The organism is Micromonospora sp. NBC_01405, from assembly GCF_045040155.1.
Lineage (GTDB): Bacteria > Actinomycetota > Actinomycetes > Mycobacteriales > Micromonosporaceae > Micromonospora.
In genome coordinates, this window is record NZ_CP109532.1 from 1,356,465 (window position 1) to 1,379,015 (window position 22,551).

General features: G+C 75.0%; 21 protein-coding genes. 7 read left to right on the forward strand and 14 right to left on the reverse strand.

Annotated features, from left to right (window positions below; translation table 11 throughout):
• The first annotated feature begins 14 nt into the window (after positions 1 to 14).
• Positions 15 to 1,406 (forward strand): glycosyl hydrolase family 28-related protein, encoded by a 1,392-nt coding sequence (locus tag OG559_RS05240; protein WP_405113005.1) that lies wholly within the window; start codon positions 15 to 17, stop codon positions 1,404 to 1,406.
• 63 nt (positions 1,407 to 1,469) lie between these two features.
• Here OG559_RS05240 and OG559_RS05245 read toward each other — a convergent pair whose 3' ends face one another.
• The 6 genes from OG559_RS05245 to OG559_RS05270 all read right to left on the reverse strand — a co-directional run bounded on the left by OG559_RS05245 (position 1,470) and on the right by OG559_RS05270 (position 9,101).
• On the reverse strand, positions 1,470 to 2,705 hold the full coding sequence (locus OG559_RS05245) for a hypothetical protein (RefSeq protein ID WP_405113007.1): 1,236 nt from the start codon (positions 2,703 to 2,705) through the stop codon (positions 1,470 to 1,472).
• 3 nt (positions 2,706 to 2,708) lie between these two features.
• Entirely contained in the window at positions 2,709 to 4,262 is a 1,554-nt protein-coding gene (locus tag OG559_RS05250; RefSeq protein ID WP_405113009.1) for a hypothetical protein, read from the reverse strand.
• Between the two features lie 17 nt (positions 4,263 to 4,279).
• Positions 4,280 to 5,431, reverse strand: a complete 1,152-nt coding sequence (locus OG559_RS05255; protein WP_405113011.1) for a glycosyltransferase family 4 protein — start codon at positions 5,429 to 5,431, stop codon at positions 4,280 to 4,282.
• Between the two features lie 5 nt (positions 5,432 to 5,436).
• On the reverse strand, positions 5,437 to 6,552 hold the full coding sequence (locus tag OG559_RS05260; protein ID WP_405113013.1) for a glycosyltransferase: 1,116 nt from the start codon (positions 6,550 to 6,552) through the stop codon (positions 5,437 to 5,439).
• The gene (locus OG559_RS05265; protein WP_405113015.1) at positions 6,539 to 7,684 is read right to left on the reverse strand and encodes a glycosyltransferase; all 1,146 of its coding nucleotides are present in this window, start codon (positions 7,682 to 7,684) and stop codon (positions 6,539 to 6,541) included. The genes OG559_RS05260 and OG559_RS05265 overlap by 14 nt, the downstream gene beginning before the upstream one ends.
• Before the next feature lie 157 nt (positions 7,685 to 7,841).
• Positions 7,842 to 9,101, reverse strand: coding sequence for a hypothetical protein (locus tag OG559_RS05270; RefSeq protein ID WP_405113017.1), 1,260 nt, complete (start codon positions 9,099 to 9,101; stop codon positions 7,842 to 7,844).
• 104 nt (positions 9,102 to 9,205) lie between these two features.
• Between OG559_RS05270 and OG559_RS05275 the strand changes: the two genes are divergently transcribed.
• The 6 genes from OG559_RS05275 (at position 9,206) to hutH (ending at position 17,364) form a co-directional block, all read left to right on the forward strand.
• Positions 9,206 to 10,060, forward strand: a complete 855-nt coding sequence (locus OG559_RS05275; protein WP_405113019.1) for a MurR/RpiR family transcriptional regulator — start codon at positions 9,206 to 9,208, stop codon at positions 10,058 to 10,060.
• Positions 10,061 to 10,073: 13 nt separating this feature from the next.
• Complete coding sequence (gene hutU, locus OG559_RS05280) at positions 10,074 to 11,729, forward strand: urocanate hydratase (protein WP_405113021.1); 1,656 nt, start codon at positions 10,074 to 10,076, stop codon at positions 11,727 to 11,729.
• Positions 11,726 to 12,991 (forward strand): allantoate amidohydrolase, encoded by a 1,266-nt coding sequence (locus tag OG559_RS05285; protein WP_405113023.1) that lies wholly within the window; start codon positions 11,726 to 11,728, stop codon positions 12,989 to 12,991. The genes hutU and OG559_RS05285 overlap by 4 nt, the downstream gene beginning before the upstream one ends.
• 289 nt (positions 12,992 to 13,280) lie before the next feature.
• Positions 13,281 to 14,639 (forward strand): formimidoylglutamate deiminase, encoded by a 1,359-nt coding sequence (locus tag OG559_RS05290; protein ID WP_405113025.1) that lies wholly within the window; start codon positions 13,281 to 13,283, stop codon positions 14,637 to 14,639.
• The gene (hutI, locus tag OG559_RS05295) at positions 14,636 to 15,838 is read left to right on the forward strand and encodes an imidazolonepropionase (RefSeq protein ID WP_405113027.1); all 1,203 of its coding nucleotides are present in this window, start codon (positions 14,636 to 14,638) and stop codon (positions 15,836 to 15,838) included. Before OG559_RS05290 ends, hutI begins: the two co-directional genes overlap by 4 nt.
• Positions 15,826 to 17,364, forward strand: coding sequence for a histidine ammonia-lyase (hutH, locus tag OG559_RS05300; protein WP_405113029.1), 1,539 nt, complete (start codon positions 15,826 to 15,828; stop codon positions 17,362 to 17,364). Before hutI ends, hutH begins: the two co-directional genes overlap by 13 nt.
• Before the next feature lie 62 nt (positions 17,365 to 17,426).
• Here the strand turns inward: hutH and rdgB are convergent, their stop codons facing one another.
• From rdgB to clpS, 8 genes are all read right to left on the reverse strand, one after another.
• Positions 17,427 to 18,044: an RdgB/HAM1 family non-canonical purine NTP pyrophosphatase gene (gene rdgB / locus OG559_RS05305; RefSeq protein WP_405113031.1), complete on the reverse strand. Its 618-nt coding sequence runs from the start codon at positions 18,042 to 18,044 to the stop codon at positions 17,427 to 17,429.
• Positions 18,041 to 18,766: a ribonuclease PH gene (gene rph, locus OG559_RS05310; protein WP_405113033.1), complete on the reverse strand. Its 726-nt coding sequence runs from the start codon at positions 18,764 to 18,766 to the stop codon at positions 18,041 to 18,043. The genes rdgB and rph overlap by 4 nt, the downstream gene beginning before the upstream one ends.
• A gap of 78 nt (positions 18,767 to 18,844) precedes the next feature.
• Complete coding sequence (locus tag OG559_RS05315; protein ID WP_405113035.1) at positions 18,845 to 19,591, reverse strand: MBL fold metallo-hydrolase; 747 nt, start codon at positions 19,589 to 19,591, stop codon at positions 18,845 to 18,847.
• A 231-nt stretch (positions 19,592 to 19,822) separates the two neighbouring features.
• Complete coding sequence (locus OG559_RS05320) at positions 19,823 to 20,788, reverse strand: PLP-dependent cysteine synthase family protein (protein ID WP_387016809.1); 966 nt, start codon at positions 20,786 to 20,788, stop codon at positions 19,823 to 19,825.
• Between the two features lie 12 nt (positions 20,789 to 20,800).
• Entirely contained in the window at positions 20,801 to 21,145 is a 345-nt protein-coding gene (locus OG559_RS05325) for a MoaD/ThiS family protein (protein ID WP_387016810.1), read from the reverse strand.
• 73 nt (positions 21,146 to 21,218) lie between these two features.
• A complete protein-coding gene (locus tag OG559_RS05330) occupies positions 21,219 to 21,707 on the reverse strand; it encodes a Mov34/MPN/PAD-1 family protein (protein WP_405113038.1) in 489 nt (162 codons plus the stop codon).
• A 53-nt stretch (positions 21,708 to 21,760) separates the two neighbouring features.
• Positions 21,761 to 22,255 carry a DUF2017 domain-containing protein gene (locus OG559_RS05335; RefSeq protein ID WP_396669901.1) on the reverse strand — a complete coding sequence of 165 codons (495 nt, stop codon included), beginning with the start codon at positions 22,253 to 22,255 and terminating at the stop codon, positions 21,761 to 21,763.
• A 2-nt stretch (positions 22,256 to 22,257) separates the two neighbouring features.
• Positions 22,258 to 22,548 (reverse strand): ATP-dependent Clp protease adapter ClpS, encoded by a 291-nt coding sequence (clpS, locus tag OG559_RS05340; protein ID WP_350886347.1) that lies wholly within the window; start codon positions 22,546 to 22,548, stop codon positions 22,258 to 22,260.
• Positions 22,549 to 22,551 lie beyond the last annotated feature (3 nt).

Consider the following 22,551-nt stretch of genomic DNA (forward strand, 5'->3'; position numbering starts at 1 on the left):
CGGGAGGGGACCAGATGGCCCACGGAAACCTCGACGGCGCGTCGGGGACAGGGACATCGGGCGTCAGCCGGCGGAACGCGCTGCTGCGCGGCGGGGCCGTCGCCGCCGGCCTGGGCACCACGGCGGTGGGCGTCGCCACGGTGGGCCCCTGGTCGTCGGACGGCTCCGGCGGCCAGGGCGTGGTCGACGTCCGCGAGCACGGCGCGCGGGGTGACGGCCGCAGTGACGACACGGCACCCCTGCAACGGGCCATCGACGCCGCAGGCCGGGCCGGGGGCATCGTCTTCTTCCCGCCGGGGACGTACCTCACGGGGCGGCTGACCCTCCGCTCCCGGGTGCACCTGCGCGGTTCGGGCGGCGACGCGACCATCCTGCGGCTGCGCGCCGGGGCGAACTCGGCCATCCTCGAGTCGGACGGGTTCTCCAGGCTCGCCGGCACCCGGTCCGACCAGGGGATCACGCTGTTCAGCGTGCGCGACCTGACCCTGGACGGCAACAAGGAGCAGAACCCCTCCGCCGGGTACGGGCTGCGGGTCTACGGCTACGGCTACGAGATCTCCGAGGTCATCGTCTTCAACTGCCGCAACGACGGCGTCGTCAGCGAGTGGGGGCCGGCCGGGGCGCTGCCGGCGCCCTCGCACCAGATGGAGGCCCGGCTGTCGGCGGTGCGCACGCACGGCAACGACGGGCACGGAATCAACTTCCACGGCCCGCACGACTCGATGTTCATCAACTGCCTGACGTTCGAGAACGGGGCGAGCGGGTTCCGGCTGGCCGGCGACTCGATGGGCACGTCCATGGTCAACTGCCACGCCTGGGGGATCAAGCAGAACATCTCGTTCGACCTGGCCGCCACCGGGATCAGCTGCTCCAACTGCTACGCCGACCTCAACGGCGGGGTCGGCGTCCGGATCTCCCGCAACGACATCCGCTGGATCGGCGGGCTGGTGCTGGGCTACAACCACACCGACCCGCACCCGGAGATCGGGATCCAGTTCGTGCCCGGCGTCCAGCCCGAGGAGCCCTCCGGCTGCCTGGTGGAGAGCAAGGTGGTGAACTGTGGCACGGCGGCCGTGGACTTCGGCGCGGAGCGGGGGCTGTCCAGCGTGCGGGTGAGCCTGTCCCAGCCGGGTGCCGTGGACGCCGACGGTCGGCGTATCCCCGGCACCGGCCGCGGCTGGATCGGCACGCCGGCACCGACCACGCTGGTCGAGATCACCCAGGGCCTCGGGCACCCGGACAAGAACCTCGTGGTGCGGCCCGCGTTCGACCTGCGCGCCGAGGCCGAGCCCGCCCGCCCGGGCGACGGCTCGGTGCGCGTCTTCGCGCGGGACGTCGGCGGACGGACGCAGTTGTGCGCGCTGTTCCCCAGCGGCGCGGTGCAGGTGCTCGCGACGGAGCCCTGACCCCGGGTCGGACCGGGGACGGCCGGTGGGCCGCGCGGCGGGACGGCCGGGCCGGGGAGCGGGTCAGGGCCCGGCACCGCTCCCGGTCGGCACCGCGTCCCGGTCCCGGGCCGGCTCCGCGACGGGCCCCTCGGCGGCCCACGGCCGCATCCGGCCGAGGAACCAGCAGACCACCAGCGCCTCGGCGACCAGCAGCTGGCCGACCAGACCGGTGACCCCGGTGACCCAGAGGGCGGACGCCGCGAGCCCGCCGAACGCGAGGACCCGCGACCCGACGGCCGAGACGAGGTAGCGGCGCGGCGCCGCCCAGACCATGTGCCGGGTGGACAGCCAGGTCGCCGCCGTGAGCAGCGCCTTGTAGCCGCAGTACAGGGCGATCACGCCGACACCGACGGTGGCCAGGTCGGGGGCGACGAGGGCCCGCAGCGGCCCGCTGGCGAGCACCACCGCCGACACCGCCACCAGCGCCGCCACGGTCAGCGCCCGGGTGCCGGTCCGCCACCGGCCGCGCCGTCCGGCGACGACGTCCTCCCGGACGCTGGCCGACAGCACGACGTGGAACGGGCCGAAGACCAGATCCATCGCCCGCAGGACGACGACAGCGGCCGGTCCCGCCACGGCACCGGCCACCGAGGGCAGCGTGACGGTGTACGACAGGTCGACGGCCGCGGCGACGCAGTACACCGACCCCACCCTCAACCCGCGCCGCAGGCCCGGGCGGACCGCCGCGGGCGCGGCGGCGGGGCGGCGCAGCAGCACCCAGGCCAGGACGGCGATCTGGGCGGGCACCGCGACGACGTCGACCCGCAGGTCGAGGGCCACGAACACGGCGCCGCCGAGCAGAGTCCCGACCGCGGTCAACTGCGGGACGAGGTTCGCCCGTCGGGGCGTGCGGGTGCCCGCGGTGGCCCAGAAGAACGCCTCGAGCGGCAGTTGCAGGAGCACCGGGGCGAGCAGGATCAACCGGTCGGCGGCGCCGGTGTCCGGCAGCGCCACCGTGGCGCACAGGTAGCCCACCACGGCGACCGGCGCGAGCGTCGCGGCGGCGACGCGGCCCGCCCAGCTCTCCACGTGCCAGTCCGCCGGGACCAGACCGGCGGAGAGGGGCCGGCCGATCAGGGCCTCCAGCAGCGTGTACGGGATGGCGAGCAGCGCGCCCTGCAACGCCACCGCCGGCAGCCGGTCGGTGTCCACCCAGGACGCCAACAGGAAGACGTAGACGCTGCACAATCGGGTGAGCGCCTGCACCGACAGTTGCGAGCCCTGCAACCGCGCCCCGAGGGCGAGCAGCGGTCGCACGACTCAGGCCCGCCGCGCGTCGGTACCCGAGGTGTCCGGCTCGGAGTGAACGGTCGGGCCGTCGGCGTCGGCGTCGCTGGGCACGTCGGCGGGGGCGGGGGCGGGAGCGGTGGCGGGGGTGGGGGCGGTGGCGGGGGCGAGCCAGGCGACGGGCCAGGCGGCGGGCCAGGGGGCGGGCGAGGGCGGGTCGGCCAGGCGCAGGCCGTACGCCACGAACGCGGCCAGGCACATCATCGCGCCCGGGTACTCCCACGCCTCGATCACCAGGAACGCGGCGGCCAGACCGGCCAGCACCGCGACGTGCAGCACGGACGCCGGGTGCTCGGCGGTGCGCCGCCACAGCCGCACCAGCCCGTACCCGATGCCGGCGACCAGGGCGACCATCGCCCACAGGCCGTACTGGAGGCCGACGCTGACGAAGTAGTTGTCGACGAAGACCTGCGGGCCGGCCGTCACCCGGGACGTGGTGGCCGCGCCGACCCCGCCGATCCCGAGCCCCCAGGGCGGCAGGTCACCGCCGAGCAGCCCGGCCCAGACGTCGAACCGTTCGAAGAGGCTGCGGGCGCCGGTGGCGCCGACGGCCGCGAAGCCCACGGCCACGCAGGCGACCACGCCCAGGCCCACCAGCCGCGCGCGGCGTCGCCCGGCGGCCCCGCCGGAACGGTCGAGCAGCACGGCCGCGAGCACCCCCACCACCACCAGCAGCGCCCCCGACCGGCTGGTGCTCAGGGCCAGGCAGACGACGGCGGCGAGCCCTCCGGCGTGCCAGGGCCACGGGGCGCGCCGGGCCCGCCGGATCAGCCACAGGGTCACGTAGCCGAGCAGGTACGCGCCGGCCAGGATGCCCAGCTCGCCGTTGAACTCGGTGAGGCCGGGCACCCGGAAGGTGTCGCCGATGTAGCGGACCGCCCGGTCCTCCTCGAAGCCCCACCGCACCAGCCGGGCCGGGCCGACCGCCAGCTCCCCGACCGCCGCCACGGCGTTGGCCACGAGCAGCCAGGACAGGGCGGTCAGCACCGTGCGCACCTGGGGCCGGGTCAGCGCGGCGAGCACCACGAGCAGCAGCAGCGGGACCAGGGTCAGCCGGACGCCGACGAGGGTCTGGGCCGCCCCGTGGTGGGCGACGCCGATCAGGCTCCACACCGCCACGACCAGCAGCACCGCCGCGTTGGCGAGGACCCGGGCCCGGGTCCACCGACCGAGCAGCGCGGTGCGCGCGAAGAGGACGCCGACCACCGCGGCGGCGGAGACGCTGAGCACGTACTCGCGGCCACCGAACGCGTCGCCGACGAGCCACTGGACGCCGGTCATCCACAGCCCCAGCGGGGCGTTGAGCACGATCAGCACGTACACCAGGCCGGGCACCGGGCGGGCCGCGACGACGCCGAGGCCGGCCAGGAAGAGGGGTGCCACCGGGGAGACGCCGGCCAGCACACAGCCGACGACGGCCAGCAGGAGCAGCGCGCCGCCGACCAGCCAGGGGGTGGGCGGCCGGCGGCGGGCCGGGGCGGTTCCGGGTGCCGTCGCGGCGGGCCGGCGTCCGGTGTCGGGGATCATCGGCGGGTCACCTCGGGTCACTGGCGGGCACCGGATCGGGCACCGACCGTCCGGTAGGTCTCGACGACGGCGTCGACGTGCCGGTCCCAGTCGAGGCGCGCCCCGTCGGCGGTGGCCGACGCGGACATCGCCGCGTACTCGTCGTCGGGCGTCCGGGCGGCGCGGCGCAGCAGTTGTGCCAGCTCGTCCCGGGTGCGGAAGATCAGGAGCGAGGCGTCCTCGGCCATCGGCGGCCGGGCCACGTCGCTGGCGATGATGGGCCGCGCCGCCGTCAGCGCCTCCGCGCAGACCAGGCCGAACGTCTCGGCGCACTGGCTGGGGAAGACGAGCCAGCCAGCCCGCAGGAACGCGGCGCGCTTGCCCTCGGCGTCGAGGTAGCCGAGGTACCGCACGGAGCGGGACCGCTCGGCCGCCCGCTCGACCTCGGCGCGCAGCGGGCCGTCGCCGCCGACGAGCAGCGTGCCACCGACCGCGTCGGCGGCGTCCGCCCAGGCGTCGAGCAGCAGGTCCACGCCCTTGTGCCGGTCCAGGACGCCGAGGTAGAGGAAGACGCCACGATCGCCGGGCGGCCAGTCGCCCGGCCCGGGCGGCAGCGGCACGGCGAGCGGCAGGAGCCGGCTGGCCGGTCGCGCCCCCGCAGCGCCGGCCAGCACCCGCTGGCGGGTGCGTTCGGACGGGAACAGCAGGGTGCAGCGGCCGAACTGCCGCAGCACCCACCGGGAGCGCAGCCGCAGCAGCGCGTCCAGGGCGGCCGAGCGGCCCAGGTTGCCCAGGGCGTTGTTGGGGTCGCGGACGGCATGGTCGTGCACAGAGTGGCAGGTGGCCCACCGCCTCGACAGCCGGGCCACCGGCCGGACGCCGAGCCCCTGCCAGTTGTGCAGGTGCACCACGTCGGGGTCGAAGTCACGCACGTCGTCCGGGCCCAGTCCGGTCGGGTCGACCAGGTCGCCCAGATGGGTGCAGAGCTTGGCCAGCCGAGGGGCGAGCCGGGCCAGGCGGGCCGAGATCCGCTCGCCGACCGGCCGGTCCTCCGGATGCTCCCCGTCGGGCGTCCGGCTGTAGACGCGGACCTCGTGGCCACGGTCGACGAGCGCCCGGGACAGGTCCCGGACGTATCGCTCCGCGCCGCCCCGGACGGCGAAGCCGGAGTGCACCATGGCGATCCGCACGGCCGTCACCGCCCGGCCGGGCGGGTGGCCGTCGGCGCTCCGGCGAGCAGGTCGGCGAGGTGGGTCGTCGCGGTGCGCCAGGACCGGCCGGACTCCCCCACCGGCGGCCGGGGCGCGGTCGTCGCCTCGGTCACGGCGTCGACGAGGGCGCGCGGCGTCCAGCTCGTCATCCGGGCCGCCCGCCCGCCGGTGGCCTCGTGCAGGGCCGGATCCGGGGAGACGACCACCGGCGTGCCGAGCCGCAGCGCCTCGGCCGCTGGCAGCCCGTAGCCCTCGAAGTGGCTGGGCATCAGGAACGCGGCGGCGCCGGCGACCGTGGCGGCGTACCCGTCCTCGGGGAGGCGGTCCAGGAACAGCACCCGGTCGGTCGCGGTGCAGCGGGCGACGGCGGCCTCGAACTCCGGCACCCGCTGCCCGCCGGTGAGCACCACGAGCACGTACCCGGGCAGGTCGGGCAGGGCGTCGACGGCGATCTCGACCCCCTTGTGCGCGGCGTGCCCGGTCACCGCCAGGTAGCGCTCACCGCCCGCGACCCGCGCGGCCAGCGGGCCGGGCAGCGGGCCGGGGGCGGTGTCGAGGCTGCTGCCCGGGTGCCAGACCGCAGTGCGGTCGTCGCAGACGCCGTACAGGCCGAGAAGATCGTGCCGGGTGCGGGCGCTGACGCAGAGCAGCCGCGCGGACCGGCCGATCGCGGTGCCGTAGCTGACCCGCCGGTACTGCCGGACGGCGCTCGACAGCCCGTGCGGCCAGAGCCGGAACGCGAGGTCGTGCACGACGGTGGTGACGGGCAGCCGGCTGCCCCGCACGGCGAGCGACGGGCTCAGCGACAGCACCCTGGTGACGGGGGCGGCGCCCCGGTCGGCGCGGCCGGTGACGCCGCGCAGGGCGGTGACCGCGGACGCGATCGCCCGGGCCCGGTCGGCCGGCTGCCGGCTGACCACCTCGACCTGGACGGCCGGGTCGGTCGGGGGGACGACCCAGTCGGGTGGCGCGGCGACGACCCGGAGCCGCTGCGGGCCGGGCCAGTGCCGGACGACCTCGGTGAGCACCCTGGTGATCCCGCCGTCCCCGACGCCGCTGCACTCGACGACGGTCGTGTCGACCCGCTCAGCCGGACTCATGCGCGACCCACTCGGCCATCCGGGCCGCGAAGCTGTCCCGCCCGAACCCGGCCGCGTGCCGGCGGGCCCGGTCGGGGTTGAGCCCGTCGAGCCGTCGCAGGGCCGCCGCGTGGCGGGTCGGTTCCCGCGATGCGACGAGGAAGCCCGTCTCGCCCTCCACGACGGTCTCCAGCAGCCCCCCGGCGCGCAGCCCGACGACCGGGGTGCCGCACGCCTGGGCCTCGACCGGGATGATGCCGAAGTCCTCGTGCGCGGGGAACAGCAGGGCTCGGGCACCCCAGTACAGTTCCCGGAGCCGCTCCCGGCCGGGCCGCGACTCGAACGTCACCGGGACGGGCGCCCGCGCGGCCAGCCGGCGCAACCGGGCTTCCTCCGGGCCACCCCCGGCGAGGACGAGCGGCAGGCCCGCCTCGGTGGCGGTCGCGATCATCAGGTCGAAGTTCTTGTACGGGATCCACCGTCCGACCCCGAGCAGGTACTCACGGGCCTGGTTCCGCTCGGCGGCCGGCGGGGCGGCGAAGAAGTCGACGTCGACGGGCGGGTGGATGACCACCGCGTCGCGCCCCCAGTACCGGCGGATGCGGGCCTGGACCTCGCGGGAGTTCGCGGCGTAGGCGTGCACGTGCCGGCTGAGTCGGACATCTACCGCCTGCAACGCCCGTCGTGGCCCGCTCAGCAGCCGCCCCGCGCCGCGCCCGTCGAAGTCGGGGCTCCAGACGTATCGGGCAGGAGAGTGGACGTAGCTCAGGTGCCGCGTCCGCTCGGGCGGACCGAACCGGGCCGTGTGGCCGAAGGCGTGGCTGGAGGAGATCACCACGTCGTATCCGGCGGGACGGGCGGCGGCACGCCAGGCCAGCGGCAGGAACGGCAGCGCGAGGGCCTTGCTGCGGCGCAGTGGCGTCCGGGCCAGCCAGGACTCCCGGAGGCGCAGGCGGTCCCGGGGGACGTCGGACTCGGCCCACAGCACGAACCGGTCGGCGTGCGGGACCAGGTCGGCGATGGCGAGGAAGACGTTCTCGGAGCCGCCGGCCGCGCTGAACCACTCGTGGACGAGCGCGACGGAACGCCCGGCCAACAGCCGCGGGCCGACGCGCTGGGCCGGCACGAGACCGGCGTCCTCGACCGACGTCATGACTTGTCGCCCAACCCGATGCTCCCCAGGGACACGGGACGCCGCCCCGGACCGGGCGCCCACGAACCCGCCTGGGCGGGCGGTGTCACACCGGTCCCCCGACGGCCGTGTCCATTAATGACGCCGCCGCAGCCGTTGTCAACTCCCGCGACGACCGTCAGCTGGTGCGCCGCCACAGGTCCCGCAGCGCGTCCCAGTTCCCGCCGACGCCGGCCTCGCAGAGGGTCTCCAGGTAGAGCGCGCCGAGCCCGTCGTCGCGGTCCCACCACACCCCGCAGATCGTCCGGCCGTCGTCGCCCTTGAAGGCGTACTCGACGTAGCTGCCGGCGGCCCCGCTGACGCCGCCGGTGGCCCGGGTGGCCTCCCGCAGCCCGGGGGCGAGGGAGCCGCCGGCCAGGTTGAGCTGCTGCCGGTAGGCCCGCGCGGCGTCCTTGGTGGACCTGGCCTCGTAGAGGCCGAAGTGCAGGGACAGCCCGCCGTAGCGGCAGAACACGTGCCGCTTCTCGTCCGCCGGCCGCTTGGGCCCGCCGGCCTCGGTGTCGGCCGCGCAGCCACCCATCCGGGCCAGCCACGGCTCGGCCAGCGGTGCGAGGTCGCCTTCGAACTTGGGCTTGTTGAGGGAGAACTGGTTCGCCTCGAACGGCGCCACGGTGGGGCTGGCCGAGGGGGCCGGGCCGGGAGCGGCCCCGTCGTCGTCGAGGGTGAGGCCGGCGAACACCCCGGCGCCGCCGGCGACGACCGCCGTCAGCACCACCATGGCGATCCAGAGGCCGGTGCGGCTACGCCGGGGCGGTTCCACCGGCGCGATCCGCCGGCCGGGCGCGGAGAACGTGTCGTACGGCGGGGAGCTGCCGGGCGTCGGCTCGGCGGCCGGCGAGAGCGGCGCTCCGGAGACCGGCTGCGGCGTCACCGCCCACGGCTGGGGCACCCAGGGTGGCTGGGGCGGGCCCGACGTCGGCTGCGGGGGCACCGACACCGGCTGGGGCGGTGCCGATGTGGGCTGCATCGCCGCCGCGACCGGCTGCGGTTGGGCCGAGATCGGTTGGGCCGAGATCGGTTGGGCCGAGATCGGTTGGGGCGGCGGAGGCAGCGTCGGTGACCCGCCCGCCACGGGCCGGTAGTCCATGCCGAGGGTCTGGAACAGCCGCTGCGGCGCGCCGATCTCCGCCGGCGGGTACGCCGCCCAGGGATGGGCGGCGGAGAAGTCTGCGGCGAGGTAGCGGTGGCCGCCTGCGGTCTGGGCGAGCGTGTTCACCACGTTCGCGAAGGCCTCCCGCCAGCGCTGGTCCGCCGCCGCGGCGCCGTCCAGCACCACCACGAGCGCCGGCCGCCCCTGACCGTCCACGGCGGACCATGCCCGGCCGACCTGGCACGCCCCCACCGCCTCGGTGAACCTGTACGGACCCTCCGGCTGCATGCCCCACTCCTCTGCTCACCCGCCGTGCGGATAGTACAGAGACGGCGCGACAACTACTCTGCTCAAGGGTTGCCTCTGAAAGTTTCCATGCATAGAGTCGCCGCATGAATGAGGAAGCCACCGTCGCGGCGTCCGCCGACCGGGTGCTCGACCTCTTCCAGGGCGTGCGGCTCACGCCCACGCAGCGCCGGATCGCGCACAGCCTGGTGCAGCACGCCGCCACGGCGGCATACCTCTCCGCCGCCGAGGTGGCCGAGCTGTCCGGGGTGAGCCAGCCGTCGGTGACCCGGTTCGCCGTGGCGCTCGGCCACGACGGCTACCCGGCGCTGCGCCGCCGGCTGCGCGAGCTGACCGGCGCGGCCACCGGCGGGCCCTCCGGGGGCGACAACGAGCTGCAACGCGCCGTCCGCACCGAGGTGGGCAACCTGGAGCGGCTGGCCGGGCAGCTCGCCGACCTGGACCGGATCGCCGAGACGGGCGAACTGCTCGCCGCGAGCCGCCCGCTGCCGGTGCTCGGGCTGCGGGCCGCCGCGCCACTGGCCGCGTATTTCGCGTACTTCGCCGCCAAGGTGCACCCGGACGTGCGGGTGCTCGACGACGGCGGCAGCCTGCTCACCGACCGCCTCGAACAGGCCGCCGCCGCCGGGGCGACCGCCCTGCTGGCGTTCGTGCTGCCCCGCTACCCCCGGGAGACCCTGGACGCGCTGCGCGAGGCGCGGGCCGCCGGGCTGACCGTGGTGGCCATCACCGACTCGCCGGTCAGCCCGGCCACCGACCACGCCGACGTGGTACTCCCCGCCGCCGTCGGCGCCGATCTGGTGTTCGACCTGCACACCGCCCCGATGACCCTGGCGATGGTGGTCCTCCAGGCCATCTGCGACGCCGCGCCCGCCGAGACCCAGCGCCGGCTGGAGGCGTTCGAGTCCTCCGCCGCCCGTCGCCAGTTGTTCCTCGGCTGAGAGGAGAACCGAGATGCCCCAGCCCGTCCACGCCGCCCGCGGCACCGCGCTGACCGCCCGAGGGTGGCCGCAGGAGGCCGCCCTGCGGATGCTGATGAACAACCTCGACCCGGAGGTGGCCGAGCGCCCCGACGACCTGGTCGTCTACGGCGGCACCGGAAAGGCCGCACGGGACTGGCCGTCGTACCACGCGCTGGTGCGCACGCTGACCGACCTGCGCGAGGACGAGACGATGCTGGTGCAGTCCGGCCGCCCGGTCGGGGTGCTGCGCACCCACGAGTGGGCACCCCGGGTGCTGCTGGCCAACTCCAACCTGGTCGGCGACTGGGCCACCTGGCCGGAGTTCCGCCGCCTGGAGCAGCTCGGTCTGACCATGTACGGGCAGATGACCGCCGGGTCCTGGATCTACATCGGCACCCAGGGCATCCTCCAGGGCACGTACGAGACGTTCGCCGCCGTCGCCGCGAAAAGGTTCGCCGGGACGCTGGCCGGGACGCTGACGCTGACCGCCGGATGCGGCGGGATGGGCGGGGCCCAGCCCCTCGCGGTCACCATGAACGGCGGCGCGTGTCTCATCGTCGACGTGGACCGCACCCGGTTGGACCGCCGGGTCCACGACCGCTACCTCGACGAGGTCGCCGACTCCCTGGACGACGCGGTGGAGCGGGCGCTCGCCGCGAAGCGGGACCGCCGCGCGCTCAGCGTCGGCGTGGTGGGCAACGCCGCCACCGTCTTCCCCGAGCTGCTGCGCCGGGGCGTGGAGATCGACATCGTCACCGACCAGACCAGCGCGCACGACCCGCTGTCGTACCTGCCGGAGGGGGTGGAGCCGGCCGACGCCGGGGACTACTCGAGGGCGAAGCCGGCCGAGTTCACCGATCGCGCGCGGGCCTCGATGGCGAGGCACGTCGAGGCGATGGTCGGCTTCCTCGACGCGGGGGCCGAGGTCTTCGACTACGGCAACTCGATCCGCGGCGAGGCTCAACTCGGCGGGTACGAGCGGGCGTTCGACTTCCCCGGTTTCGTGCCGGCGTACATCCGTCCGCTGTTCTGCGAGGGCAAGGGCCCGTTCCGGTGGGCGGCGCTCTCCGGCGACCCGGCCGACATCGCCGCCACCGACCGGGCGATCCTGGACCTGTTCCCGGAGAACGAGTCGCTGGCCCGGTGGATGCGGCTGGCCGGCGAGCGGGTCGCCTTCCAGGGCCTACCGGCCCGGATCTGCTGGCTCGGCTACGGCGAGCGGGACAAGGCCGGAGTGCGGTTCAACGAGATGGTCGCCTCCGGCGAGCTGAGCGCGCCGGTCGTCATCGGCAGGGACCACCTGGACTGCGGCAGCGTGGCCAGCCCCTACCGGGAGACCGAGGCGATGGCCGACGGCTCCGACGCGATCGCCGACTGGCCGCTGCTCAACGCGCTGGTCAACACCGCCAGCGGGGCGTCCTGGGTGTCCATCCACCACGGCGGCGGGGTCGGCATCGGCCGGTCCATCCACGCCGGCCAGGTCTGCGTCGCCGACGGCACCGCGCTGGCCGGGCAGAAGATCGAGCGGGTGCTCACCAACGACCCGGCGATGGGCGTCATCCGGCACGTCGACGCCGGCTACGACGCCGCCCGCGAGGTCGCCGACCACACCGGCGTGCGGGTGCCGATGGCCGAGGGCCGGGCATGACGGCGGACTCCGCGGACCACGTGGACCCCGCAGACCCCGCAGACCTCGCGGACCTCGCGGACCTGGCGGACCTGGCCGGCCGGTTCCGGCTGCTCTGGGACTCCATCGCCCCGGTCGGCCGGGACCCTGGCAGCAGCGGTTACCTGCGGTATTCGTTCACGGAGCCGGAGCTGGCGCTGCGCGACTGGTTCCGGGCGCAGGCCGCCAGCCGGGGCATGCCGGTCACCGCCGACGGCAACGGCAACCTCTTCGCCCGCTGGGGCGACCCTGCCGCCGGGGACGCGGTGCTGACCGGCAGCCACTTCGACTCGGTGCCGCACGGCGGCGCGTACGACGGGCCGCTCGGCATCGTCAGCGCGTTCCTCGCCGTGGACGAGCTGCGCGCCGCCGGGGCGACCCCGGTCCGTCCCCTCGTGGTGGCCGCGTTCGTCGAGGAGGAGGGCGCCCGGTTCGGCGTACCGTGCCTGGGATCGCGGCTGCTCACCGGCGCGCTCGACCCGGATCGCGCGGCCGGCCTGCGCGACGCCGACGGGGTCAGCCTGGCCGAGGCGCTGGGCGACCAACCCGCGGGCGCCCGGCCCGACCTGCTGGGCGGGTTCTCGTGCTTCGTGGAGCTGCACGTCGAGCAGGGCCGCGCGCTGGCCGAGCGCGATGCGCCGGTCGCGGTCGCCAGCGCCATCTGGCCGCACGGCCGCTGGCGCTTCGACTTCCACGGCGAGGGCAACCACGCCGGTACGACCCGGATGGCCGACCGCCGCGACCCCATGCTCACGTACGCGTTCACCGTGCTCGCGGCGAACAAGGAGGCCCGGCTGCGCGGCGCGCACGCCACGGTCGGTCGGGTCCGGGTCGAGCCGAACGCCACCAACGCGATCCCCTCGAAGGTGACCGGCTGGCTGGACGCCCGCGCGGCCGAGCCGGACACGCTGACCGGCCTGGTCGACGCGGTTCGCGCCAAGGCCACCGACCGGGCCGGCCGGGACGGCACGGAGGTCACCCTCACCGAGGAGTCGGCGACCCCGCTGGTCGCCTTCGACGGCGGCCTCGGCGGGCGGCTGGCGGCGCTGCTGGGCGCGCCGGTCCTGCCCACCGGGGCGGGTCACGACGCCGGGGTGCTGGCCGGGCACCTGCCCACCGCCATGCTGTTCGTGCGCAACCCGACCGGGGTGTCGCACTCCCCCGCCGAGGCGGCCACCGACGCCGACTGCGCCGCCGGGGTCGCCGCCCTGGCCCGGGTCCTGGAGGAGCTGACATGCGTCTGATCCAGCTTCCGGCGGCCGGGCCAGGGCTTCCGGCGGCCGGGCCGGTCACGAACCCAGGGCCGGCCCGACACACGCCGGCCGGCGGGGACGCCGCGGGCGGCCCCCGCACGCCAGCCGACGGGAACCCCACCCGAGGCGGCCCACACACCCCGGGCCCTATGGAGCTGCCCGCACAGACGGGGCAGCGGCCGGGTACGACACCTCGCCCCTCGCCGTCGCTGGCGCCCTCGCCGTCGCGGTCGCTGGGCGCGGTAGCGCAGACGGGGCAGCTCCAAAGGGGGCGGAAGAGGTGACCCCGACCCGCTGGCTCGCCGAGTACGCGTGGCTGCCCGACCAGGCCGAGCCCACCGCCGACGTACTGATCGAGGCCGAGGACGGCCGGATCACCGCCGTCACCCCGCTCGGCGGCGCGGGCACGCCCACAGCCGGGGTGGAGGTGCTCGGCGATGCCACCCGGCTGCCCGGGCTGACCCTGCCCGGGCTGGCCAACGCCCACTCGCACGCGTTCCACCGGGCGCTGCGCGGACGCACCCACGGCGGCCGGGGCGACTTCTGGACCTGGCGGGATGTCATGTACGAGGTGGCGGCCCGGCTCGACCCGGACAGCTACCTGGCCCTGGCCCGGGCCGCGTACGCCGAGATGGCGCTGGCCGGGATCACCTGCGTCGGCGAGTTCCACTACCTGCACCACGGCCCCGACGGCACCCCGTACGCCGACCCGAACGCGATGGGGGCCGCCCTGGTCGAGGCCGCCGCGCAGGCCGGGATCCGGCTCACCCTGCTGGACGCCTGCTACCTGACCGCCACGGTGGACGGGGAGCCGCTGACCGGGCCGCAGCGGCGGTTCGGCGACGGCGACGCCCTGCGCTGGGCCGACCGGGCCTCGGCGTTCACCCCCGACGGGGCCCACGCGCTGGTCGGGGCGGCCGTGCACTCGGTCCGCGCCGTGCCGGCGGAACAGCTCGCCACCGTGGCCGGCTGGGCCGACCGGCGCGGGGCACCGCTGCACCTGCACCTGTCCGAGCAGCCCGCCGAGAACGACGCCTGCCGGGCCGCGCACGGCCGCACGCCGGCCCGGCTGCTGGCAGACCACGGGGTGCTCGGCCCGGGCACCGTCGCCGTGCACGCCACCCACCCCACCAGCGCCGACGTGACTCTGCTCGGCGACACCGGCACCGGGGTCTGCCTCTGCCCCACCACCGAGCGGGACCTCGCCGACGGGATCGGGCCGGCCCGCCGGCTGGCCGAGGCGGGCGTCGCGCTGAGCCTGGGCAGCGACAGCCACGCCGTGGTCGACCTGTTCGAGGAGGCCCGCGCGGTGGAGCTGGACGAGCGGCTGCGTACCCGGCGGCGCGGTCACTTCGCCCCGGCAGAGCTGCTGGCCGCCGCGACCGTCGCCGGGCACGCCGCGCTCGGCTGGCGCGACGCCGGCCGGATCGCCGTCGGCGACCGCGCCGACCTGGTCACCGTACGGCTGGACAGTGCCCGCACGGCCGGGGTGCCGCCGGTTGGGGCGTTCTTCGCGGCGACCGCCGCCGACGTCGCCTCGGTCGTGGTGGACGGCCGGCAGGTGGTCGCCGACGGGCGGCACCTGAAGGTGGACGTGCCGCGTGAGCTGCGTACCGCGATCGGGGCGGTGACCCGGTGAGCAGCCTGCTGGTCGACAACATCGGTGAGCTGGTGACCAACGTCGCCGGCACCGGCGACGGCAGCCCGCTCGGGCTGCGCCGCGACTCGGCCGTGCTGGTCGAGGACGGGCGCGTCGCCTGGGTCGGCCCGGCCCGGTACGCGCCCGCCGCCGACCGGCGGATCGACGCCGAGGGGGCGGCGGCGCTGCCCGGGTTCGTGGACAGCCACGCCCACCTGGTGTTCGCCGGGGACCGGTCCGTCGAGTTCGCCGCCCGGATGGCCGGCCAGCCGTACACCGGCGGGGGCATCCGGACCACGGTCGGCGCCACCCGGGCGGCCTCCGACGACACGCTGCGGGCCACCGTGCGCCGGCTGGTCGGCGAGGCGATGCGGCAGGGCACCACCACGATCGAGATCAAGAGCGGGTACGGGTTGACCGTCGCCGACGAGGCCCGGTCGCTGCGGATCGCCGCCGAAGTGAGCGACGAGACGACGTTCCTCGGCGCGCACGTCGTCCCCGCCGAGTACGCCGACCGCCCCGACGACTACGTGGGGCTGGTGTGCGGGCCGATGCTCGCCGCCGCCGCCCCGTACGCCCGCTGGGTGGACGTGTTCTGCGAGCGGGGCGCGTTCGACGCCGACCAGGCCCGGGCCATCCTCACCGTAGGGCAGGCGGCCGGGCTCGGGGGGCGGCTGCACGCCAACCAGCTCGGCCCCGGGCCGGGCGTGCGGCTCGGGGTGGAGCTGGGGGCGGCCAGCGTCGACCACTGCACCCACCTCGACGACGCGGACGTGGCCGCGCTCGCCGACTCGACCGCGCCCGACGGGTCGGGGACGACCACCGTCGCCACACTGCTGCCCGGGGCGGAGTTCTCCACGCGCTCGCCGTACCCGGACGCGCGCCGGCTGCTCGACGCCGGCGTCACCGTGGCCCTGGCGACGGACTGCAACCCCGGCTCGTCGTACACCTCGTCGATGCCGTTCTGCGTCGCCCTCGCCGTACGCGAGATGCGGATGACCCCGGCGGAGGCGGTCTGGGCCGCGACCGCCGGGGGAGCGCGGGCGCTGCGCCGCACCGACATCGGGGTGCTGCGGCCCGGCTCCCGGGCCGACCTGACCATCCTCGACGCGCCGTCGCACCTGCACCTGGCCTACCGGCCCGGTGTTCCCCTGATCCGCCAGGTTCTGCACAACGGAGTGCCGCAATGTCGATCGTGACCGTCCAGCCCACCGGGATCCACCCCGCCGACGTGCTCGCCGTGGCCCGAGGCAGCGCCCGGGTCGTCCTCGCCCCGTCCACCGTGGACGCGATGGCGGCCAGCCGATCCATCGTGGACCGGATCGAGGCCGCCGGCCGGCCCGTGTACGGCGTCTCCACCGGCTTCGGGGCCCTCGCGAACACCTTCGTCGCGCCGGAGCGGCGAGCGGAGCTGCAACACGCGCTGATCCGCTCGCACGCCGCCGGGGTGGGCGCTCCGATGCCGCGCGAGGTGGTCCGGGCGATGATGCTGCTGCGGGTCCGCTCGCTGGCGCTGGGCCGCTCCGGGGTCCGCCCGCTGGTCGCCGAGGCACTGGTCGACCTGCTCAACCACGACGTCACCCCCTGGGTGCCGGAGCACGGCTCGCTCGGCGCGTCCGGCGACCTGGCCCCGCTGGCGCACTGCGCGCTGGTGCTGCTCGGCGAGGGCTGGGTGCTCGGCCCGGCCGGTGAGCGGATCGACGCCGCCGACGCGCTGCGCGGGGCCGGGCTGACCCCGGTGGAGCTGGCCGCCAAGGAGGGGCTGGCCCTGATCAACGGCACCGACGGCATGCTCGGCATGCTGCTGCTGGCCATCAACGACGCGGCCCACCTGTTCGCCATGGCCGACGTGACGGCCGCCCTGGCCATCGAGGCGATGCTCGGCTCGGAGCGGCCGTTCCTGCCGGAGCTGCACGCGATCCGCCCGCACCCCGGCCAGTCGGCGTCGGCGGCGAACATCCACCGGCTGCTCCAGAAGTCGGCGGTGATGGACTCGCACCGCGACGACCTGGCGCACGCCGTGCAGGACGCGTACTCGATGCGCTGCGCGCCGCAGGTCGCCGGCGCGGCCCGGGACACCCTGGATTTCGTCCGGACCGTGGCCAATCGGGAACTGGTGTCCGTGGTGGACAACCCGGTGGTGCTGCCGGACGGCCGGGTCGAGTCCACGGGGAACTTCCACGGCGCCCCGCTCGGCTTCGCCGCCGACTTCCTGGCCATCGCCGCCGCCGAGGTGGGGGCGATCTCCGAGCGACGGGTGGACCGGCTGCTCGACGTGACCCGGTCCCGGGAGCTGCCGGCGTTCCTCTCCCCCGACGCCGGGGTCAACTCCGGGCTGATGATCGCCCAGTACACGGCCGCCGGGATCGTCGCGGAGAACCGCCGGCTGGCCGCCCCCGCCTCGGTGGACTCGCTGCCGACCAGCGGGATGCAGGAGGACCACGTCTCGATGGGCTGGGCGGCGACGAAGAAGCTGCTCACCGTGCTGGACAACCTGACCAGCCTGCTCGCGGTGGAGCTGCTGGCCGCCGTACGCGGGCTCCAGCTACGCGCCCCGCTGACGCCGTCGCCGGCCGGACGGGCCGCCCTGGCCGCGCTCGGCGAGGCGGCCGGGGAGCCGGGGCCCGACGTGTTCCTCGCCCCGCTGATGGAGGCGGCCCGGGCCGTGGTGGCCGGCCCGGAGCTGCGGGCCGCGATCGAGCGGGAGATCGGCCCGCTCGGCTGACGCCGGGGGTGGCGGAAGCCGGGCACCCGGCACGCCGCTCCCCGGCGATCCGCCGCCCGCCGTCAGGCCGCCGGCGGGAGGACCTTGGCGATCAGCTTGGCCAGCTCACGCAGCGCCTTGCCCCGGTGGCTGATCGCGTCCTTCTCCGGCGGGGTCAGCTCCGCGTTGGTGCGGTCCTGGCCGTCGCCGAGGAAGATCGGGTCGTACCCGAAGCCGCCCTCGCCGCGCGGCGCGCGCAGCAGCCGGCCGGCCTGCCGGCCGTCGACCAGGTGCTCCTTGCCGCCGGGCAGCACCAGCGCCACCGTGCAGACGAACGACGCGCCCCGGTTGTCGTCGGGCAGGTCGGCGATCTGGTCCAGCACGAGCTGGAAGTTGGCCCGGTCGTCGCCGTGCCGGCCGGCCCAGCGGGCGCTGAACACCCCCGGCATCCCGTTGAGGGCGTCGACGGCGAGGCCGGAGTCGTCGGCGATGGTGAGCAGGCCGGTGCGCCGGCAGCCCTCCCGCGCCTTGATGAGCGCGTTCTCGCCGAAGGTCAGGCCGGTCTCCGGCAGTTCCGGGTAATCCTCGACGTCGTCGAGGCCGAGCAGTGCGACCCGGTGCGCGCCGAGCGCGCCGTCGAGGATCCGCTGGAGCTCGATCAGCTTCTTCCGGTTACGGGTGGCGAGCAGCACCTTGTTCATGAGAGAGCCTTCCGCTGGGCCTCGGCCAGTTCCGCGCAGCCGGCGACGGCCAGGTCGAGCAGGGCGTCGAGCTGGTCGCGGGCGAAGACCCCGGACTCCCCCGTCCCCTGTACCTCGACGAACTCGCCGGTGCCGGTGCAGACCACGTTCATGTCGACCTCGGCCGCCACGTCCTCTTCATAGCAGAGGTCCAGCCGGGCCTCGCCCGCAATCACGCCGACGCTCACCGCGGCGACGGAGCGGTGCATCACCTTCTCCGGCTTGCCGGCCAGCGACTTGCGGTCGGCCAGCCAGTTCACCGCGTCGTGCAGCGCCACGTAAGCGCCGGTGATCGCCGCGGTGCGGGTGCCGCCGTCGGCCTGAAGGACGTCGCAGTCCAGCACGATCGAGTTCTCGCCGAGCGCCTTGAGGTCGATGCCGGCCCGCAGGCTTCGGCCGATCAGCCGGGATATCTCGTGGGTCCGCCCGCCGACGCGGCCCTTGATGCTCTCCCGGTCCGAGCGGGTGTTCGTGGCCCGGGGCAGCATCGCGTACTCGGCGGTCACCCAGCCGAGCCCGGAGCCCTTGCGCCACCGGGGCACCCCCTCGGTGACGCTGGCCGTGCACAGCACCCGGGTCTCGCCGAACTCGACGAGCACGGAGCCCTCCGGGTGGGTGCTCCAGCCCCGGGTCAGGGTCACCGGTCGGAGTTGGTCGGGCCGCCGCCCGTCAGGTCGCGCCATGCCTGCACCCTATGCGGTGCGGTGATCGAACCGCCCCGGGGTGTCCCGCTCTCCGCGCCCGCCGCCGGCCGAGGTCGGTCAGATATCGTAGCAGGCGCCCGAGCGGACCACTTCCAGCGGCCCGTCGTACGCGGTGCCGGCCGCCTCGATGGTGAGCGCCTCGCTGCCCCACGCGGCGACCAGGTGGGTCAGCAGCAGCCGGCCCGCCCCCGCCTTGGTGGCCGCCTCGCCGGCCTCCCGGCCGGTCAGGTGCAGGTCCGGCGGGTTGTCCACCCCGTCGAGGTAGCTGGCCTCGCAGAGGAAGACGTCCGCGCCCTGGGCCAGCCGCAGCAGCGCCTCGCACGGCGCGGTGTCGGACGAGTAGCAGAGCACCCGGCCGTCGTGCTCAAGCCGCACCCCGTACGTCTCGACGGGGTGGTTCATCCGGTCGACGGTGACGGTGAACGGGCCGATCGGGAACGTGCCCGGTTCGAGGCCGTAGAACTGGTAGACGTCCTCGACGGTGCTGTCCTCCTGCCCGTAGGCCAGCGCCAGCCGGTCCGGGGCACCGGAGGGGGCGTACACCGGCAGGGGCGGACACGGGCCGTCCGGGGCGTACCGGCGCACCACCACGTACGACACCGCGTCGAGCATGTGGTCGCAGTGCAGGTGGGTGAGGAGGATGGCGTCCGGGGCGTGCAGCCCGGCGTAGCGCTGGAGGGTGGACAGCGCGCCGGGGCCGAAGTCGACGAGGAGCCGGAAACCGTCGGCCTCGACAAGATAGGCCGAGCACGGGGAGTCGGGGCCAGGGAAGCTCCCGGCACAGCCGAGGACGGTCAGTCGCATGTGGTTGTCCCGCTGTCACGAACCGTAGTCGTCACGTCGGCCGCCGTCCCGTCCATGATCTTCATCGACGTGTACGACACGCTGCGCAGCCTACGCTGACGCGCGCCGGGGCAAGAATCATCTAATGGAAGTTGTCATCAACGTGACACCCGCAGCCGCCGCCGGCCGGAGACGACGGACGGGCCGGACCGGTCACCCGGTCACGGCCCGTCGGCGCCGTCAGGCTCGTCCTCAGGCCCAGAGCTGCCCCTCCAGGGCCTCCTCGGCGTCGGCGAGGGTGCCGCCGTACGCGCCGGTGCTGAGGTACTTCCAGCCGCCGTCGCAGACCACGAACGCGACGTCGGCCCGGCGGCCGTCCCGGACCGCCTCGTGCGCCACCGCCAGGGCGGCGTGCAGGATGGCCCCCGTGGAGAAGCCGGCGAAGATCCCCTCCACCTCCACGAGCTGCCGGGTACGCAGCACGGCGTCCCTGGTGCCGACGGAGAACCGCCGGGACAGCACGGTGGCGTCGTAGAGCTCCGGGACGTACCCCTCGTCGATGTTGCGCAGCCCGTAGACCAGTTCCCCGTAGCGGGGCTCGGCGGCCACGACCTGGATGCCCTCGACCTTCTCGCGCAGGTAGCGCCCGGTGCCCATGAGGGTGCCGGTGGTGCCGAGCCCGGCCACGAAGTGGGTGATCGTGGGCAGGTCCTGGAGCAGCTCCGGGCCCGTGGTCTCGTAGTGCGCCCGGGCGTTCGCCTCGTTGCCGTACTGGTAGAGCATCACCCAGTCGGGGTGTTCGGCCGCGATCTGCTTGGCAGTGGCGACTGCCTGGTTGGAGCCGCCGGCGGCCGGCGAGAAGATGATTTCCGCGCCGTACATCCGGAGCAGTTGGACCCGCTCGGTCGAGACGTTCTCCGGCATCACGCAGACCACCCGGTAGCCCCGCAACTTTGCCACCATGGCCAGCGAGATGCCGGTGTTGCCGCTGGTCGGCTCCAGGATGGTGTCGCCCGGGCGGAGCCGGCCGTCGGACTCGGCCCGGCGGACCATGAACAGGGCCGCCCGGTCCTTGATGCTGCCGGTCGGATTCCGGTCCTCCAGCTTGGCCCAGAGCCGCACCGGCGGTGCCCCCTCGGGCACCGTCGGCGAGAGCCGGGGCAGCCCGACCAGTGGCGTGCCGCCGCAGGCGTCCAACAGGCTGTCGTACCGCGCCATCGCCGCCCCGCCTCAGCGGACGGCGGCGGCGCGCGTGGCTACCGTGTGCGAGGCGATCGCCGCCGCTGCGGCGAAGCCGAACGCGCCGCCGGCCACGGCCGGCAGGATGGTGACGCTGTCGCCGTCGTTGAGCTTGGCGTCGAGCGCGCCGAGGAAGCGGACGTCCTCGTCGTTGACGTAGACGTTGACGAAGCGGTGCAGCACGCCGGCTTCGGTGACCAGCCGGCCGCGCAGGCCGGCGTGCCGGGAGTCCAGGTCGGCGAGCAGGTCGGTGAGCGTGTCGCCGGTGCCCTCGACGACCTTCGCGCCGCCGGTGTAGCTGCGCAGGATGGTGGGGATGCGAACCTCGATGGCCATGGTGTCGTGCTCCTTGTCCGGATGTGCGGTTGCTCGGTGACGGGAAGGAATGAATGTCGCGATGCCGCTGGAATCAGCGGTCGGAACACTCGTAGTCGACCGTCGCCGGGCTCTGCCCGAACATGTAGGACTGGACGGCGTTCGGGTCCACGGCGGCGTCCACGATCCGGACCGGCTCCTCCGTCACCACGCCGTCGACGATCCGGTAGGAGCGGATCTCCTCGGTGTCGGGCTCGCGGGTGGAGACGAGCAGGTAGTGCGCGCCAGGCTCGCCGGCGAGGGAGACGTCGGTACGCGACGGGTACGCCTCGGTCGCGGTGTGCGAGTGGTAGATGACGATCGGTTCCTCGTCGCGGTCGTCCATCTCCCGCCACAGCCGCAGGTGCTCCATCGAGTCGAACTCGTAGAACGTCATGGAGCGGGCCGCGTTCTCCATGGGGACGTGTCGGATCGGGGTGTCACTGCCGGCGGGACCGGCGACCACGCCGCACGCCTCGTCCGGGTGGTCCCGGCGGGCGTGGGCGACGATCGCGTCGATGATCGACCGGTCGATGCTCAGCACGCCGTCCAGCCTAGCCCCTCCACCTGCCCACCCGAGGGTGGCGACCGTCACGCTCAGTCGATCATGGCGTTGAGCAGGGACTCCTGGAGATACCCGAGGTACGCGTAGACCGACAGTTGGAACACCCGGCTCGACGACGGGTCGGCGGCGACCGCCTCGTCCAGCTCCGCACCGAGGTCCGTGCCGTCCTTGACCTCCAGCCGGACGCCCATCGCCAGGCGGGCGTCGTTGAGCGCCCGCAGCCACGCCTCGGCCGCCTCGGCGTCGAGCTGGACCTCGCCGCCCGAGGAGTCCGGCAGGGCGGCGAGGATCGCCCCGGCCTGGTCGATCTTGCCGGTCTTCAGGTCGCCCTCGGTGTACCGGCGGAACTCCGCCGTCCCGGCCGAGTCGTCCGGGTAGACCTCGGGGAAGAGCCGGCCCAGCACCGGGTCGGAGTGGTCGAAGCCGTCGGTGAGCAGCCCCACCACCTCGGAGGCCACCTTGCGCAGGACCCGGACCTCGTCGACGGCGAGGGTGGCGACGTACCGGTCGCCCCGGCGCCGGAACATGCTCACGACCGCTCCACCGTGGCCCACAGCCCGTACGCGTGCAGCTGCGCCGCGTCGTGCTCCATCCGTTCCCGGGCACCGCTGGAGACCACCGCCCGGCCCTTATGGTGCACGTCCAGCATCAGCTTCTCCGCCTTCTCCCGGCTGTACCCGAACAACTTCTGGAGGACCCAGGTCACGTACGACATCAGATTCACCGGGTCGTCCCACACAATCGTCACCCACGGCCGGTCGGAAGCCGGCACCTCTTCGGTGGCCGGCGTCTCGACCGGTGCAACCTGCGGAGCCGCCATGCC